The organism is Arthrobacter sp. TJ-265 (genome assembly GCF_058269135.1).
In genome coordinates this window covers 59176-73671 of the sequence record NZ_JBZCND010000003.1, presented here as the reverse complement: position 1 = coordinate 73671, position 14496 = coordinate 59176, and the positions used below count along the sequence as shown (strand labels likewise).

16 protein-coding genes are annotated in these 14496 nt (G+C 71.3%); all 16 read right to left on the bottom strand.

Translation table 11 applies throughout. The features are described from left to right. Window positions 1-100: 100 nt before the first annotated feature. A complete protein-coding gene (locus AC4D2E_RS11925; protein ID WP_490952766.1) occupies window positions 101-439 on the bottom strand; it encodes a histone-like nucleoid-structuring protein Lsr2 in 339 nt (112 codons plus the stop codon). A gap of 92 nt (window positions 440-531) precedes the next feature. Next, window positions 532-720, bottom strand: a complete 189-nt coding sequence (locus AC4D2E_RS11920; protein ID WP_104167447.1) for a hypothetical protein — start codon at window positions 718-720, stop codon at window positions 532-534. 2 nt (window positions 721-722) lie between these two features. Further along, entirely contained in the window at window positions 723-2225 is a 1503-nt protein-coding gene (lysS, locus tag AC4D2E_RS11915) for a lysine--tRNA ligase (RefSeq protein WP_490911479.1), read from the bottom strand. Window positions 2226-2273: 48 nt separating this feature from the next. Next, window positions 2274-3200, bottom strand: a complete 927-nt coding sequence (panC, locus tag AC4D2E_RS11910; RefSeq protein ID WP_258069835.1) for a pantoate--beta-alanine ligase — start codon at window positions 3198-3200, stop codon at window positions 2274-2276. Between the two features lie 62 nt (window positions 3201-3262). Beyond that, window positions 3263-4225 carry a Rossmann-like and DUF2520 domain-containing protein gene (locus AC4D2E_RS11905; protein WP_490952765.1) on the bottom strand — a complete coding sequence of 321 codons (963 nt, stop codon included), beginning with the start codon at window positions 4223-4225 and terminating at the stop codon, window positions 3263-3265. Further along, window positions 4212-5849: a PH domain-containing protein gene (locus AC4D2E_RS11900; protein WP_490952764.1), complete on the bottom strand. Its 1638-nt coding sequence runs from the start codon at window positions 5847-5849 to the stop codon at window positions 4212-4214. Before AC4D2E_RS11900 ends, AC4D2E_RS11905 begins: the two co-directional genes overlap by 14 nt. After that, window positions 5846-6361: a PH domain-containing protein gene (locus AC4D2E_RS11895; RefSeq protein WP_104167453.1), complete on the bottom strand. Its 516-nt coding sequence runs from the start codon at window positions 6359-6361 to the stop codon at window positions 5846-5848. The genes AC4D2E_RS11900 and AC4D2E_RS11895 overlap by 4 nt, the downstream gene beginning before the upstream one ends. Next, entirely contained in the window at window positions 6354-6845 is a 492-nt protein-coding gene (locus AC4D2E_RS11890) for a DUF3180 domain-containing protein (RefSeq protein WP_490911486.1), read from the bottom strand. The genes AC4D2E_RS11895 and AC4D2E_RS11890 overlap by 8 nt, the downstream gene beginning before the upstream one ends. Before the next feature lie 6 nt (window positions 6846-6851). After that, on the bottom strand, window positions 6852-7346 hold the full coding sequence (folK, locus tag AC4D2E_RS11885) for a 2-amino-4-hydroxy-6-hydroxymethyldihydropteridine diphosphokinase (RefSeq protein WP_104167457.1): 495 nt from the start codon (window positions 7344-7346) through the stop codon (window positions 6852-6854). Further along, window positions 7343-7750 (bottom strand): dihydroneopterin aldolase, encoded by a 408-nt coding sequence (gene folB / locus AC4D2E_RS11880; RefSeq protein WP_490952763.1) that lies wholly within the window; start codon window positions 7748-7750, stop codon window positions 7343-7345. The genes folK and folB overlap by 4 nt, the downstream gene beginning before the upstream one ends. After that, window positions 7747-8655 (bottom strand): dihydropteroate synthase, encoded by a 909-nt coding sequence (gene folP / locus AC4D2E_RS11875; protein ID WP_104167461.1) that lies wholly within the window; start codon window positions 8653-8655, stop codon window positions 7747-7749. The genes folB and folP overlap by 4 nt, the downstream gene beginning before the upstream one ends. 10 nt (window positions 8656-8665) lie before the next feature. Beyond that, a complete protein-coding gene (gene folE / locus AC4D2E_RS11870; RefSeq protein WP_052274024.1) occupies window positions 8666-9283 on the bottom strand; it encodes a GTP cyclohydrolase I FolE in 618 nt (205 codons plus the stop codon). Between the two features lie 76 nt (window positions 9284-9359). Next, window positions 9360-11429, bottom strand: a complete 2070-nt coding sequence (gene ftsH / locus AC4D2E_RS11865; protein WP_104167463.1) for an ATP-dependent zinc metalloprotease FtsH — start codon at window positions 11427-11429, stop codon at window positions 9360-9362. A 178-nt stretch (window positions 11430-11607) separates the two neighbouring features. Next, window positions 11608-12159 (bottom strand): hypoxanthine phosphoribosyltransferase, encoded by a 552-nt coding sequence (gene hpt / locus AC4D2E_RS11860; protein WP_104167465.1) that lies wholly within the window; start codon window positions 12157-12159, stop codon window positions 11608-11610. A gap of 3 nt (window positions 12160-12162) precedes the next feature. Beyond that, window positions 12163-13290: a tRNA lysidine(34) synthetase TilS gene (gene tilS / locus AC4D2E_RS11855; protein WP_490952762.1), complete on the bottom strand. Its 1128-nt coding sequence runs from the start codon at window positions 13288-13290 to the stop codon at window positions 12163-12165. Continuing rightward, window positions 13283-14440 carry a zinc-dependent metalloprotease gene (locus tag AC4D2E_RS11850; protein ID WP_490911488.1) on the bottom strand — a complete coding sequence of 386 codons (1158 nt, stop codon included), beginning with the start codon at window positions 14438-14440 and terminating at the stop codon, window positions 13283-13285. Before AC4D2E_RS11850 ends, tilS begins: the two co-directional genes overlap by 8 nt. Window positions 14441-14496: the final 56 nt, after the last annotated feature.

Sequence of the window (14496 nt, the reverse complement as noted above, 5' to 3'; positions counted from 1 at the left end):
GTAATTCGATGCTACGGGTACGGGGTGTGCTTTGGGTGCGTGTTCGCCACAGGCGAGATAACGCCGGAGGGCCACCGCTCCGGCGCCTCCTGGGGGTGGGTCAGTGCTGGGCCGCCCGGTACGCCTCGACGATCTCGCCGTTCACACGGCCGCGGGCGGAGACGTTGTAGCCGTTCTCCTTCGCCCACTCACGGATCCGGGCGGCCTCCTGGTTGCGGGAGGACGACGACGACGCGCCCGGGGTGCTCGAGCGCTGCTTGGACTGGCTCCCGCGGCGGGCAGCACCGACGTAGTCGGACAATGCCGACCTCAGTTCCGAGGCATGCGCCTCGGAGAGGTCGATCTCGTACGCCACGCCGTCGAGCCCGAACCGCACGGTTTCGTCGGCTTCTCCGCCGTCGATGTCATCGATGAGAATAATCTTTACCTTCTGCGCCACGGTGATCTCCTGGAATTCCTCGATGTGAATGTCTCATAAACAATTATGCTGCACCGTCAGATCGAGGTCAAAAAATAGCATTCCTATGTGGATCAGCTTTCCTGTTCGCCCTTTTCCTCTGCTGCCGTCTCCCGGTTCCGCGCGTCCTCGGCGTCCTGCAATTCCTCCGCGCGCGCCATGGCCTCGCGTTCGGCGCGGTCGGCGTTGAATATGGCCTTGATCACGAAGTAGAAAAGTACTGCCAAGCAGGCCGAGGGCAGGAGGACCGCCACATATTCCATGACTAGTGGCCGCCTTCCGGCTTGAGAATGGGGAAGAGGATCGACTCGCGAATTCCGACGTTCGTGAAAAGCATCACGAGCCGGTCGATTCCGAGTCCGATGCCGCCCATGGGCGGGGCGCCGTATTCGAGCGCCCGGAGGAAGTCCTCGTCGAGCTGCATGGCCTCGTCGTCGCCGGCCGCGGCCTGACGGGACTGCTCCGTGAGCCGTTCCCGCTGGACGACCGGGTCGATGAGCTCGGAGAAGGCCGTTCCGCGTTCCATCCCGCCGATAATCAGGTCCCACGCCTCGATCAGCCGCGGGTCGTCGCGGTGGGTGCGGGCGAGCGGCTGGGCCGACGGCGGGTAGTCGTAGACGAAGGTGGGCTGGATGAGGGTGGGCTCCACGATCTCCGAGAACAGCTCGAGCACCACCTTCTCGGCGCCCCACGCCGGGTCGAGGGAGACCTCGTGCCGCTCGGCGATCGCGCGCAGGTCCTCCACCGGGGTGTCCGGCGTGAGTTCCCGGCCCACGGCCGAGGACAGGCCCGGGTAGACGCCGAGCCAGGCCCACTCACCGTCCAGGTCGATCGTGCCCTTCGCCGTCTCGATGGTGCGCGACCCGAGCAGGTCGGCGCAGGCGAGGACGATCTCCTTCATGCGGTCCGCCATGACGAACTGGTCCGCGTAGGCCTCGTAGCATTCGAGCATGGTGAATTCCGGGCTGTGCGTGGAGTCCACGCCCTCGTTGCGGAAGATGCGTCCGATCTCGTAGACGCGGTCGATGCCGCCGACGACCGCGCGCTTCAGGTACAGCTCGAGGGCGATCCGCAGCGTCATCTTCTGGTCGAACGCGTTGAGGTGTGTGTCGAAGGGGCGGGCCGTGGCGCCGCCGTGGACGAGCTGGAGGACGGGCGTCTCCACCTCGATGTAGTCGTGGCGGTGGAGGGTCTCCCGGACGGTCCGCGTGATGGCGGCACGCGTGCGCACCATCTGGCGGGCTTCCTCGCGCACCATGAGGTCCACGTAGCGCTGACGCACGCGCGTCTCCTCGTTGACGCCGGCGTGCAGCGTGGGCAACGGGCGGAGGGCCTTCGAGGCCATGGTCCACGAATCGGCCATGACGGACAGTTCACCGCGGCGGGAGCTGATGACCTCGCCGTGCACCTGCACGTGGTCGCCGAGGTCCACGAGGGCCTTCCACTCGGCGAGGCTGTCGGCGCCGATCTCGGCGAGGCTCAGCATGACCTGGAGTCGCGTGCCGTCGCCCTCCTGGAGGGTCGCGAAGCACAGCTTGCCCGAGTTCCGGATGAAGACCACGCGGCCGACGACGGCGGCGTGCTTCCCGCTCGACTCCCCCGTGTCGAGTCCGGCGAACTGCTCCCGGACCTCCCCCAGGGAATGCGTACGCTCCGGCCGGACCGGGTAGGGCTGCGTGCCGGCGTCGAGCAGGGCTGCACGCTTCTGCAGCCGGAAGCGCATCTGCTCGTTGAGGTCGTCCGCGGGGAGGGTGTCGTCGTGGGTCACGGTAGACAAGTTTACGGCTCCCGTCCGGGCGTCCGGTGCCGGGGCGGGTCAGTGCGGGGCCGGCAGGGCCATGTTGTCGATCAGCCGGACGGCGCCCACCCGGGCGGCGACGACGGCGAGGGCCGTGTGCGGCTCCGGGCCGGGGTCCGCCCTCGGGACGAACGAGGCGGGGTCGACGACGTCGAGGTAGTCCAGGTCCACGCCCTCCTCGGCGGTGATCCGTGCGCGGGCGGCGGCGAGGTCGAGCGGTTCTCCGCGCGCTGCCCGTTCGCGCAGCGCGGCCAGCGTCCGGGACAGGACGAGGGCGGCGGAGCGCTCGTCGTCGGTCAGGAACCGGTTGCGGCTCGACAGCGCCAGGCCGTCGGCGTCGCGCACGATCGGCACGCCCTCGATGTGCACCGGCAGGTTGAGGTCGAGGACCATGCGGCGGATGAGGGCCAGCTGCTGGGCGTCCTTCTCGCCGAAGTACGCCCGGTACCGGGCGCGGGTGGCGGGCTGCGCCAGGTTGAGCAGCTTCGCGACGACCGTCAGCATGCCGTCGAAGTGGCCCGGCCGCGCGGCCCCCTCGAAGACCTCGCCCGTCGGGCCGGCACTCACCCGGACCAGCGGCTCCCCGCCGGGGTACATGTCCTCGACGGCCGGGGCGAACACGAGGTCGGCGCCCTGGGCCCCGAGCAGCCGCAGGTCCTCGTCGAGCGTGCGCGGATATCGCTCGAGGTCGGCCTGGTCGCCGAACTGCAGGGGATTCACGAAGACGGACACGACGACGACGTCGTCGGCCGTGCGCGCGGCGCGGGCGAGCGCGGCGTGGCCGGCGTGCAGGCCCCCCATGGTGGGGACGAGACCGAGCGAGGGCCGGCCGTCCGCCGCCCGGGACCGGGCGGCGTCCAGCAGGGTGGCCGTGGCCGCACGGAGATCCGCGGGAGTGGAGACCAGGAGGGGGAGGGACGGGCTGTCGAGGCCGGTCGGGATCACGGGGGGTCCTTCGGGAGGTGGGGTGGCCGACGCACGGTTGCGGTCCGCCGGTGCGGGAGGAGTCAGGAAGGACGGCCGTCGGGAGCGTCGGGGCCGGGAGCGTCGGGTGAGGACGGTCCGTCCTCGTCGGGGCCGTCCGCGAGGATCGCGAGGATCGCCTCGCCCCGGGCGGGCGAGAGGACTCCCCGTTCGAGGGCGCGCAGGGCCGTGGCACGTGCCATGCCGAGGTAGGCCTGGCGGGTGTCCGCCGCGTCGTGCGCCTCGAGCGCCGCCCGGTGGGCCCGGACCGTCCCCGCGTCGCCGCGCGCCACCGGGCCCGTGAGGGCGCCCTCACCCGAGGACAGCGCGTTCTCGAGGGAGGCCTTCATGAGCGGGCCGAGCAGGCGGTCCGGCTGCTGGACGCCGAGGTCCGCGAGGAGCTGCGCGGACTGGGCGGCGATCGTGACGAGGTGGTTCGAGGCGTGGGCCAGGGCCGCGTGGTACAGCGCACGCGACTCCTCCTCGATGACCACCGGCTCGGCACCCATCTCGACGACGAGCGCCTGGGCGATCGGCAGCACGGCGGACGGGGCCGTGACGCCGAACATGCTGTCCGGGAGGCGCCCGAGATCGAGCGACAGCCCGGTGAAGGTCATCGCCGGGTGGATCGCCAGCGGGATGGCACCGGCCGCGCGGGCCGGGCCCAGCACGGAGGTGCCGTAGCGCCCGGAGGTGTGGACCACGAGCTGCCCGGCCTGCCAGGCGCCGAGCCTGGCGAGTCCCTCGACCAGCTCCGGCAGGGCGTCGTCGGGCACCGCGAGCAGCACGAGCTCGGCCCGCTCGATGATGTCCGGGATCTCGAGCACCGGTACCCCGGGCAGGAGGTTCTCGGCCCGCTCGCGGCTCGCCTCGGAGACGGCGGAGACCCCGACGACGGCGTGACCGGCCGAGCGCAGGGCGGCACCCAGCACGGAGCCGACCCTGCCCGCGCCCACGATGCCGACGCCGAGCCGCCCCGGGCGCCGGGATGCGTCAGCGCCGACCATCGGGAACCTCCTCGGGGTCCCGGGACACCGGCGTGTAGCGCGGAGCGACGGGCATCACCTGCCGGGGAGCCACGGGCGCCTGACCGGGCTGCTGCGGGGCGCCGTCGACGGCAGATCCGTCCTCCGTGAGCGGCACCGCGGCCGGCTCGACGGCGTCGGGCCGCATCCACTGTTCGGGGCCGCTGCGGCGCCGCGCCTCGGCGGCACGCGCCGCCTGGCCGTGGAACAGCGCCCACGCCGTCGGGGCGTCCGCGAGGCTCACGCGCGGGCTGACCGGTCCGGGCGTCGTATGCAGGATCAGCTGTGCCACGCGGAAGCGGCGGTCCACGGGGCCCTGCTCGATCGCCAGCGACTGGGTCCGCTCGTGCGGGACCACGGCGAGCCGCCGCCACAGGACGCCGGAGCGCAGGAGCAGGGCGGTCCCGGTCACGGCGAACCCGGTACGCCGCCATGCCAGCGGCGCGAGCCACCGTGCGCGGCGGGGCGTGGTGACGAACCCCTCCCCGCCGTCGCGGCCCGCCATCCCGGCGGCGAAGAGCTCGACGGGCCGGTCCGTGCCGGGGTCGGGCAGGACGAGGGCGAGGATCTGCAGCACCTCATCGCGCGTGCCGACGGGCAGGAGGGTGGCGCGCGCCTGCCCCTCGTTCGACGCCGACGCACCGTACCCTGCCACGTTCGCGGTCACGCGGTACCACCCCTTGAGCCGCCACAGCGGCGACTGCACGATCCCCAGCGCCTGCACGCGCCCGGGAGGCACGGTCTGTGCGCGGGTGTCCAGCAGTCCGTACCGGATCCGGAGGCCGTCGGGGGAGGTGGCCGCCCGGAAGTTGTACCCCGTGCTCAGGGCCGACCAGTAGGATCCGGCCACGCCGATCAGGATCGGGATGAAGGACGTCGCGACGATCGGGGTCCTGAACACCACGCCCAGGGTGACGATGACGATGGTCGCCACCACGAGGGCGATGCTCGTCCCGGACAGGACCGCCGATCCGACGACCCGGCCGGCCGGGACCACCACCACCTCGCGCTCGGGCGCCTCGACGATCTCCTCGGGATGCTCCGGATCGGGGTCCACCCCCGCGGCCCGGGCGAGGATCATGGCGCGCAGCCGGCGGGCGTCGTCGAGCTTCAGGAAGGCGAGCCGGACCGCCGACTCCCCGGCGTCGGCCACCTCGAACTTGAGTTCGGCGAGTCCGAAGATGCGGGCGAGGAACGGCTGCACGATGTCGATGGCCTGGACCCTGTCGAGCCTCGCCTGCCGCTGCTGACGGAAGACGATGCCGGAGTGCACGCGGACGTGGTCACGCGTGACCTGGTAACGGGTGCAGTACCAGGACAGCAGGAACGCGGCGGCGATGATGACGACGATGCCCAGCAGGATCCCGACGGCCGCGAGCACCCCGAACCCCTCGGGGAGCGGGGAGCGCCCGCGCGGCCCCGGGCCGAACAGCCCCTCGAACCAGTCCCGGCCCACGATGAACAGGATGGCGACGAGGGCGATCCAGCCGCGCACGAGGGGCGAGATGACGTGTACGCGCAGCCACCGCTCGGCGGGGTCAGCCTGCGTGGCGGTGTCGCCCACCGCGGGCCGCGGCTCGAGCGGCGGTTGCTGCGGGTGCGTCACAGCCCTGCCAGCCGGGCTTGTCCGCGCGCCGAGAGCTGCTCGCGCAGCCTGGCGCCCTCGTCCGTCGGCAGCCCGGGGATCTCGGCGTTCGTGGCGGGAGACGCGGTATGGAGCTTGAGGGTGCAGATCCCGAAGGCCCGCTCGAGGGGACCGACGGCGACGTCGACGTACTGCATCCGGCCGTACGGCACCACCATGGTGCGCTGGAAGATCACGCCCTGGCGGACGAGGAGGTCGTCGTCGCGCTCGGCGTAGCCGATGGCCGCCACCTGGCGCGGAAGGAGCAGCCCCCGCCACGCCGCGCCGACGAGGACGGCGGCGGGCAGCCCCCAGGCCAGCCAGAGGGGAGGGAAGGTCTCCCAGACGCCGGTGAGGCGCAGGACGAGCGGGACGCAGGCCAGCACGAGCCACACCAGTGATCCGATGAGCCAGCCGAACACCCGGACCCGCAGGTACTTCGGCGACACCCTGGACCACTCGAGCCCCGACGGGTCGATCGGTTCCCTACGCATACTCCCCCTCGCTCTCCCCGCCCGGTGCACCTGTGCCGTCGTCGTCGTCGGACGGGAGCCTGCAGAAGTCCTCGACCACCAATCCCACCATAATCATCACGATTCCGCCCGCCATGAGGGCCACCGACCCCCAGAGGGGCGCCACGGTGGAACGGACGGACAGGAGCGCCACCTGGTCGACGAAGATCCCCGCATGCCAGCCGAGGCTCACGGCGCCGGCGTAGGCGCAGGCCTGGGCGAGGACGAGGGTGCGGGTGGCGAGGATCGGGTCGAGCGGCCGGTCACGCTTGCCGCTGCGCCAGCGCAGCACGCGCCGGCCGAACACCAGGGTGATCGCGATGATCGCCGCCGTGGTGACGAGGGACGTCAGCGGGAGGGCCGGCGTGCCGTAGCCGTTGCGGGTGGCGAACCAGTTGACCAGCCAGCCGGCGAGTCCGGCCGCCAGCCCCACGAGGGCCAGCCAGCGGAACCGAAGAGTGCTCACGGGGTCCTAGACTCCCTCGAACGGCACCAGGCCCGCAAGGTCCCCGGCTTCCGCGGCGAGTTCGGCCACGGGCCGTCCCCCGAGCCGGGCGCCCGCATCCATCCACGCCCAGGGCTGCAGGACGAAGGCGCGGGTGGCTGCGCGGGGGTGCGGGACGGTGAGGGTCTCGTCGTCGGAGACCCAGGTCCCGTAGGTGATGATGTCCACGTCGAGCGTCCTCGGACCCCAGCGGACGGTGCGCGTGCGGTGATGCCGTTCCTCGACGGCCTGGCAGTGGGCGAGCAGCTCGTACGGGCCCAGGTCCGTCTCGATCTCGATCACCATGTTGAGGTAGTCGGGCTGCTCCGGCCCGCCGACGGGCTTGGTGCGCACCACGGGCGACACCGCGTGCAGGCGGACGTCGTCCGACCCCACGAGGTCGGCGACGGCGCGCACCAGGGTGTCGCTGCTCGCCCCGAGGTTGCTGCCGAGGGCCAGCACGGACCGCACGGTGCTGCTCACGCCCGGCTCCTGCGCAGTGTCACGGCCACATCGCCGAACGGTACGGCGATGGGGGCCTTCGGTTTGTGGACGGTGACGTCGACGGCCGCCACGGGGAACGCCGCGAGGATCGCCGCGGCGATCGTCTCCGCGAGGGCCTCGATGAGGTCGAACGGAGCCCCCTGGATGATGCCGTGCACCAGTTCGGCGACCTCGCCGTAGTGCGCGGTCCGGGCGAGGTCGTCGCTCGTCCCCGCGGGCTGCAGGTCGAGGTGGAGCGTGAGGTCCACGGCGAAGGGCTGGCCGTCCCGACGCTCGTGCTCGAAGACGCCGTGGTGGCCCGTGGCCATGATGCCCGTGAGCTGGACCGTGTCGAGGTCCCCGGAGGGCGAGCCCGACCGGCCGGGGGCGGGCTGCACGGTCATGGTCGGCGGCCGGCGGCGGCGACCTTGACGGCGTCGAGCGTCGCGGCGGGGTCGTGCACGCGGACGCCCCACGCGCCGCCCGCGGCGGCCAGGGTCGCGACGGCGAGCGAGGCGTGGTCGCGCTCCACGGGTGCGGCCGTCTTCCCCGCGGCGGTGAGCAGGGTTCCGAGGAACCGCTTCCGGGACGCACCCACGAGGACGCGGTGCCCGAGCCCGGTGAAGGCGTCCAGGTTCTGCAGGATGGCCCAGTTCTGCTCGTCGGTCTTCGCGAAGCCCAGCCCGGGGTCGAGGATGATCTGCTCGGCGGCGACCCCCGCGGCGACGAAGCGGTCGCGCAGCGCGGTGAGCTCGCGCACCACGTCGGCGACGACGTCGTCGTACTCCGCCAGGCCGCCCATCGTCGCGGCGGTCCCGCGGCGGTGCGTGAGGATGTAGGGGACGTTGCGCTCGGCGACCAGCGCGGGCATCGCGTCCTCGTAGCCGGCACCGGAGATGTCGTTCACGATCGAGGCGCCGGCGTCGAGGGCCTGCCGGGCGGTCTCCGCGTGCATGGTGTCGATGCTCACCAGGGCTCCCGCCTTCACGAGCGCCGTGATGACGGGCAGGACGCGCGCCAGCTCCTCCTCGACCGGCACCTCGCGGGCGTTGGGGCGCGTGGACTCACCGCCGACGTCGATGATGTCCGCTCCCCCGTAGTGCATCCGCAGCCCGTGGCCGATGGCGTCGTCCGTCGAGGCGTACAGGCCGCCGTCGCTGAAGGAGTCGGGCGTGACGTTCAGGATGCCGAGGACGGCGGCGCGGTCCCCGGGGAGGTCCTGGACCGTCCTGGCGACGCGGACGGGCCGGATGACGGGCAGCGGCGAGGTCGCCGGTCCGGTTCCGGGCGTGGCGGCGAGTGAATCCATCGGGTCGGTCCTACCTTCCGAGTATGAGGCTCATGGCCTCGGCGCGCGTCGCCGTCTCACGGAGCTGGCCGCGGACGGCCGACGTGACGGTCTTGGCGCCGGGCTTCCGCACCCCGCGCATCGACATGCACATGTGCTCGCACTCGATGACGACGATGGCGCCCTTGGGTTTCAGGTGTTCCATCATTGCATCAACGATCTGGCTGGTCAGCCTCTCCTGGATCTGCGGGCGCCGGGCGTAGACCTCGACGAGCCGCGCGAGCTTGCTCAGGCCCGTGACGCGCCCGTCCGCCGAGGGGATGTAGCCGATGTGCGCCGTCCCGTGGAACGGCACCAGGTGGTGTTCGCAGGTGGAGTAGAAGGGGATGTCCTTCACCAGCACGAGCTCCTGGTGGTCGATGTCGAAGGACGTCGAGAGGACCTCGCCGGCGTCCTGGTGCAGCCCCGAGAACATCTCCGCGTAGGCCTTCGCCACGCGCTTGGGGGTCTCGAGCAGTCCGTCGCGCTCGGGGTCCTCCCCGATGGCCGCCAGGATCTCCCGGACCGCCCGCTGGATGCGGAGCTGGTCGACGGGTGATCCGGTGGCGGCCAGGGCTGCATCCACCACTTCGTCGTCGAAATCTGTCACGGGTTCTCCCCTCAGGTGTGGCACTCGTCGCCGTCGGCCCCATGGCCGAGGGCGTCCCTCTGCAGGACCGGCCGTCCTACCGGTCGGTGCTGTCCGTGCTGCTTCGCGACCCGTTCTCCGACGCCTCGGGCGAGGGCAGCTCCGACTCGTGGACGTCGAAGTCGTTCGGGAGGTTGGCGTGGGCGATCTGGTCCTGCGGTGCCACGGTCTCCGGGGCGGGCTGACCCCCCTCGAGGGCCTCGGCGCGTTCCTTGCGCGAGGTGACCGGCGGCAGCGAGTGCACGGGACGGGTCTGCTTGGACAGCCAGACCTCCCGCAGCTCGCGCTTGCGGACGTGGGTGAAGACCTCGGCGATCTCGGCCTGGTTGAGCGTCTCGCGCTCGAGCAGCTCCAGGGCGAGGCGGTCGAGCACGTCACGGTTCTCGGTGAGGATCTGGTAGGCCTCGTCGTGCGCGTTGTCGATGAGGCGGCGCACCTCCTCGTCGACCACGAGGGCGAGCTGGTCGGAGTAGTCGCGGTCGCTGCCCATGTCGCGTCCGAGGAACGGCTCGCCCGCGCCCTGGCCCAGTTTCACCGCGCCGATGCGCTCGCTCATCCCGTACTGGGTGACCATCTTGCGCGCCGTCCCCGTGGCCTTCTCGATGTCGTTCGAGGCACCCGTGGAGGGGTCGTGGAACACGATCTCCTCGGCGACCCGGCCGCCCATCGCATAGGCGAGCTGATCGAGGAGTTCGTTGCGCGTCACGGAGTACTTGTCGTCGCTCGGCATCACCATGGTGTACCCGAGGGCGCGTCCGCGCGGCAGGATGGTCACCTTGGTGACCGGGTCCGTGTTGCGGAGGGCCGCGGCCACGAGGGCGTGGCCCCCCTCGTGGTAGGCCGTGATCTTCCGCTCGAGCTCCTTCATCAGCCGGCTGCGCTTCTGCGGTCCGGCGATGACGCGGTCGATCGCCTCGTCGAGGGCGCGGTCGTCGATCAGCTGCGCGTTGGAGCGTGCCGTGAGGAGCGCCGCCTCGTTGAGGACGTTCGCGAGGTCGGCACCCGTGAAGCCCGGGGTCTTCTTGGCGACGCCCTTGAGGTCGACGCCGCGGGCCATCGGCTTGCCCTTGGAGTGCACGCTGAGGATGTGCTCGCGTCCCCTCATGTCCGGGGCCTCGACGCCGATCTGGCGGTCGAAGCGGCCCGGGCGCAGGAGGGCGGGGTCCAGGACGTCGGGGCGGTTGGTCGCGGCGATCAGGATCACGTTGGTGGTGGCGTCGAAGCCGTCCATCTCGACCAGCAGCTGGTTGAGGGTCTGCTCCCGCTCGTCGTTGCCGCCGCCCACGCCGGCACCGCGGTGGCGGCCGACGGCGTCGATCTCGTCGACGAAGATGATGGCGGGTGCGTTGTTCTTGGCCTGCTCGAACAGGTCCCTGACGCGGGATGCGCCGACGCCGACGAACATCTCCACGAAGTCGGAGCCCGAGATCGAGTAGAACGGCACGCCGGCCTCGCCGGCGACCGCGCGGGCGAGGAGGGTCTTGCCGGTCCCGGGAGGTCCGTAGAGGAGCACACCCTTGGGGATCTTGGCTCCGAGGGCCTGGAACTTCGCGGGCTCCTGGAGGAATTCCTTGATCTCGAGCAGTTCCTCGACCGCCTCGTCCGCGCCGGCGACGTCGTTGAACGTGACCTGGGGCATGTCCTTGGTGATGAGCTTGGCCTTGGACTTGCCGAACTGCATGACCTTGGAGCCGCCGCCCTGCATGCGGCTGAGGAGGAACCAGAAGATGACGCCGAGGATGAGGATCGGGAAGATCAGGCCGGCGAGGCTGAGGAGCCAGTTGCTCTCGGCCGGCTGGTCGGTGAAGCCGTCCGTGGCGGAGTCGTCGATCGCGGCGACCACGCCCTCCGCCCGCGCGGTGCTGTAGAAGAACTGGACGCTCTTGCCCATGTCCTCGTAGTCCTCGCGCAGGGTGAGGTCCACGCGCTGCTCGCCGTCGTAGATCTTGGCCTGGGAGACCTGGTCATCTTCGAGGAGCTGGAGCCCGATGTTCGTGTCGACGCGCGAGCTGCCCGTCCCGAACAGGCTGGGCAGGACCAGCAGGAGCGCCACGACGGCCAGGACGATCCAGAAGATGGGCCCCTTGAAGATGTTCTTGAATTTCATTCGTCTCAGGGCGGCAAGCCCTGTCCCTCCTGCTGATGCAAGTAAAAATGTGCGGGCGCGCTGCCATGCAGGTGCCCCCTGAGCACCTCAACATATACACCGTCCGAGATTGACCACGCGCGGATCAGGCCAATAGTTCCCTCTTGGCGTATCGGCGGCACGCGGCGGGGCGGGGGTCCTACTCGTAGACGTGCGGCGCCAGGGTGCCGATGAAATCGAGGTTGCGGTACTTCTCCGCGAAGTCGAGGCCGTAGCCGACGACGAACTCGTTGGGGATGTCGTAGCCGACGTACTTGACGTCGATCTCGACCTTCGCGGCCTCGGGCTTCCGCAGGAGGGTGCAGATCTCGACCGAGGCGGGACCGCGGGACAGGAGGTTGGCCTTGAGCCAGGAGAGCGTCAGGCCGGAGTCGATGATGTCCTCCGCGATCAGGACGTGCTTGCCCATGAGGTCGGTCTCGAGGTCCTTGAGGATCCGCACGACGCCGGAGGACTGCGTGCCCGACCCGTAGGAGGACACGGCCATCCAGTCCATCGTGATGTGGGAGTTCAGGGCCCGCGCGAGGTCCGCCATCACCATCACCGCACCTTTGAGCACGCCCACGAGGAGGATGTCCCGGCCCTGGTAGTCGGCGTCGATCTGGGCCGCGAGCTCGTTGATCCGCTGCTGGATCTCCTCCCGGGTATAGAGGACGTGCTTGAGGTCTGCCTGGACGTCGTTCGAATCCACCGATTACTCCTGGATTGGCCGGCGGAACTGCTTCCCGCCGGGACCGTTGTTGCTGCCATTGTTCCGTAGAACAAGACTGCCATAGCTTGGTTCTCCCCGGAGAACCGATCGCCCCCGCACCTGGCGGTGCACGCTGACCTTCCCGCCCAGCTGCACCGGACCCGCGGAGCCCTTCCTGTCCAGCAGCGACTCGGCGGCGCGGAGGCGCTCGAAGCTCGGCTGGTACGCGCCGAGATCGAGGGCCGCGAGCGCGAGGACGCGCTGCCGGAGCGCTGCGGGCAGCGCGCGCAGGCCCTCCTCCGGCAGGAGCACCGCACCGTCGTCGCCCCCGGTGCGCAGGGACGCGTACGCCTCGGCGCTCAGCTGCTCGAGGAGGTCGGCGTCCTGCCCGAGGATGCGCGCCGTCCGCGCCAGCGCCCGGGCGATACCCGGCCCCAGCTGGTCCTCGAGGAACGGCAGCACCTCGCCGCGGACGCGGGAGCGCGCGTAGGAGGGGTCGAGGTTGGTGGGGTCGTGCCACGGGTCGAGGCCGTAGAAGTCGCAGATCGCCTCGGTGTCGGCCCGGCGCAGCTCGAGGAACGGCCGGAGGTAGGATCCGCGGCGATCCGGCATGCCGGCCAGGGACCGGGTGCCGGAACCGCGGGCGAGGCCCAGCAGCACCTGCTCCGCCTGGTCGTCGAGGGTGTGACCGAGCAGCACGGCGTCGGCCCCGAGCCGGGAGGCGGCGTCGTCGAGCGCGGCATAGCGGGCACCGCGCGCGGCGGCCTCCGGGCCCATGCCGTCACGCTCCACGGTGACGCGACGCACCTCGACCGGGTCGAGTCCGAGGTCCCGGGCCGCGGCGGCGGCCTGCTCGGCCGTGCCGGCGCTCCCGGCCTGCAGTCCGTGGTCGACGACGACGGCGCCCACGCGGCACCGCCCGGTGTGCGCGAAGTGCGCCGCGACGGCGGCGAGGGCCAGCGAGTCGGGGCCGCCGCTGCAGGCCACGAGGACGAGCGGCAGGTGCGCGGGCTCCGGCGGCGTCCCGTCCCCTGCCGGTCGGACGGGCTCCGCCAGGAGTCCCTGGAGGCTCGCGGCGAGCAGGTTGCGTGCGGTGCCGACCGCCGGGAGCAGGCGCGGGCGCCTAGCCATGACGGCGCAGGCTCATCCTGTCGATCCACTCGTCGGGCGCGTGGATCTCCCGCTCGGTGGGGAGGTGCGACGCCGCTTCCCATACCGCGTTGAAGCCGTCCATCCCGGTCTGGCTGACGACCCTCCGCACGAACTTCGAGCCGTCGCTGTACTGGCGCATCTTCGCGTCCAGCCCCATCAGCTGCCGGATGATCTTCTCGAGGGGGCCGCGGGACTTGCCGCGGGCGTTGAAGCGCCGGCGGATGGTCTTGACGGACGGGACGATGCTGCCGTCCACACCGTCCATGACGACGTTCGCGTGGCCCTCGAGCAGGCTCATGACGGCGGTGAGGTGGGACAGGAGCGCCTTGTCCTCCGGGGCCTGCAGGAGGGAGAGCACGCCCGCGGGCCGTGGCGGCACACCCTCGGTCGCTGCACCCCCATCGCTCGGCACGGCCTCGCCGCGGGAGCGCGCCTTCGCCGCGGCGATGTTCCTGACGGCGGCGCCGAGCCGTTCGGAGAGCGTGTCCGCCTGTTCCATCAGGCCCGAGGTCAGCTGCCCGATGTTGCCGGTCATGTGGTCCTTGAGCCAGGGCGCTGCCGCGAACTGCACCCGGTGCGTCTGCTCGTGGAGGCAGACCCAGAGCCGGAAGTCGGACGGGTCCACGTTCAGCTCCCGCTCCACCGAGATGATGTTCGGCGCCACGAGCATGAGCCGGCCGCCGAGCCCGGTGCGCGGGGGGACGAACGGATCGTACTGGCCGAGGACCTTGCTGGAGAGGAACGCGAGGATCGCTCCGAGCTGCGCCCCCGTGACGGTCCCGCCGAGGGTCAGCGATGCGGACTTCAGGACCTCGGGGCGGGTTGCGGCGAGGTGGTCCAGTGCGGGTTCCATGAGGGCGCGGAAGCTCTGGGAATTGGCCCGGGACCAGGAGGCGCGGTCCACGATCAGCAGTTCGGAGTCCCGCAGGTCGCGGGCGGCGTCGAGCCGCGAGATCGTGTGGACGTGGTTCACGGACGCGCCCGCGAGGTGGCGCATGTTCTCCACGGCACGGTTGATGTCGGCCGGTGTCATGGTGGGTCCGGCGGGGGTCAGGGACGCGGCCGTGGAGGCTGCGACATCCCAGTTGACCAGCTGCGGGCGGGGCGTGGCTGACTCGTTCCTGGACATGCGCCTATTCGATCACATCCCGCCGACCGCGGCTCCCAGGGACGGATCGGCGCCCC

Coding starts and splice junctions, on each gene's coding strand:
- AC4D2E_RS11920 (WP_104167447.1), bottom strand. CDS start 720: ATGGAATATGTGGCGGTCCTCCTGCCCTCGGCCTGCTTGGCAGTACTT.
- AC4D2E_RS11905 (WP_490952765.1), bottom strand. CDS start 4,225: ATGGTCGGCGCTGACGCATCCCGGCGCCCGGGGCGGCTCGGCGTCGGC.
- AC4D2E_RS11895 (WP_104167453.1), bottom strand. CDS start 6,361: ATGCGTAGGGAACCGATCGACCCGTCGGGGCTCGAGTGGTCCAGGGTG.
- folB (WP_490952763.1), bottom strand. CDS start 7,750: ATGACCGTGCAGCCCGCCCCCGGCCGGTCGGGCTCGCCCTCCGGGGAC.
- folP (WP_104167461.1), bottom strand. CDS start 8,655: ATGGATTCACTCGCCGCCACGCCCGGAACCGGACCGGCGACCTCGCCG.
- ftsH (WP_104167463.1), bottom strand. CDS start 11,429: ATGAAATTCAAGAACATCTTCAAGGGGCCCATCTTCTGGATCGTCCTG.
- tilS (WP_490952762.1), bottom strand. CDS start 13,290: ATGGCTAGGCGCCCGCGCCTGCTCCCGGCGGTCGGCACCGCACGCAAC.
- AC4D2E_RS11850 (WP_490911488.1), bottom strand. CDS start 14,440: ATGTCCAGGAACGAGTCAGCCACGCCCCGCCCGCAGCTGGTCAACTGG.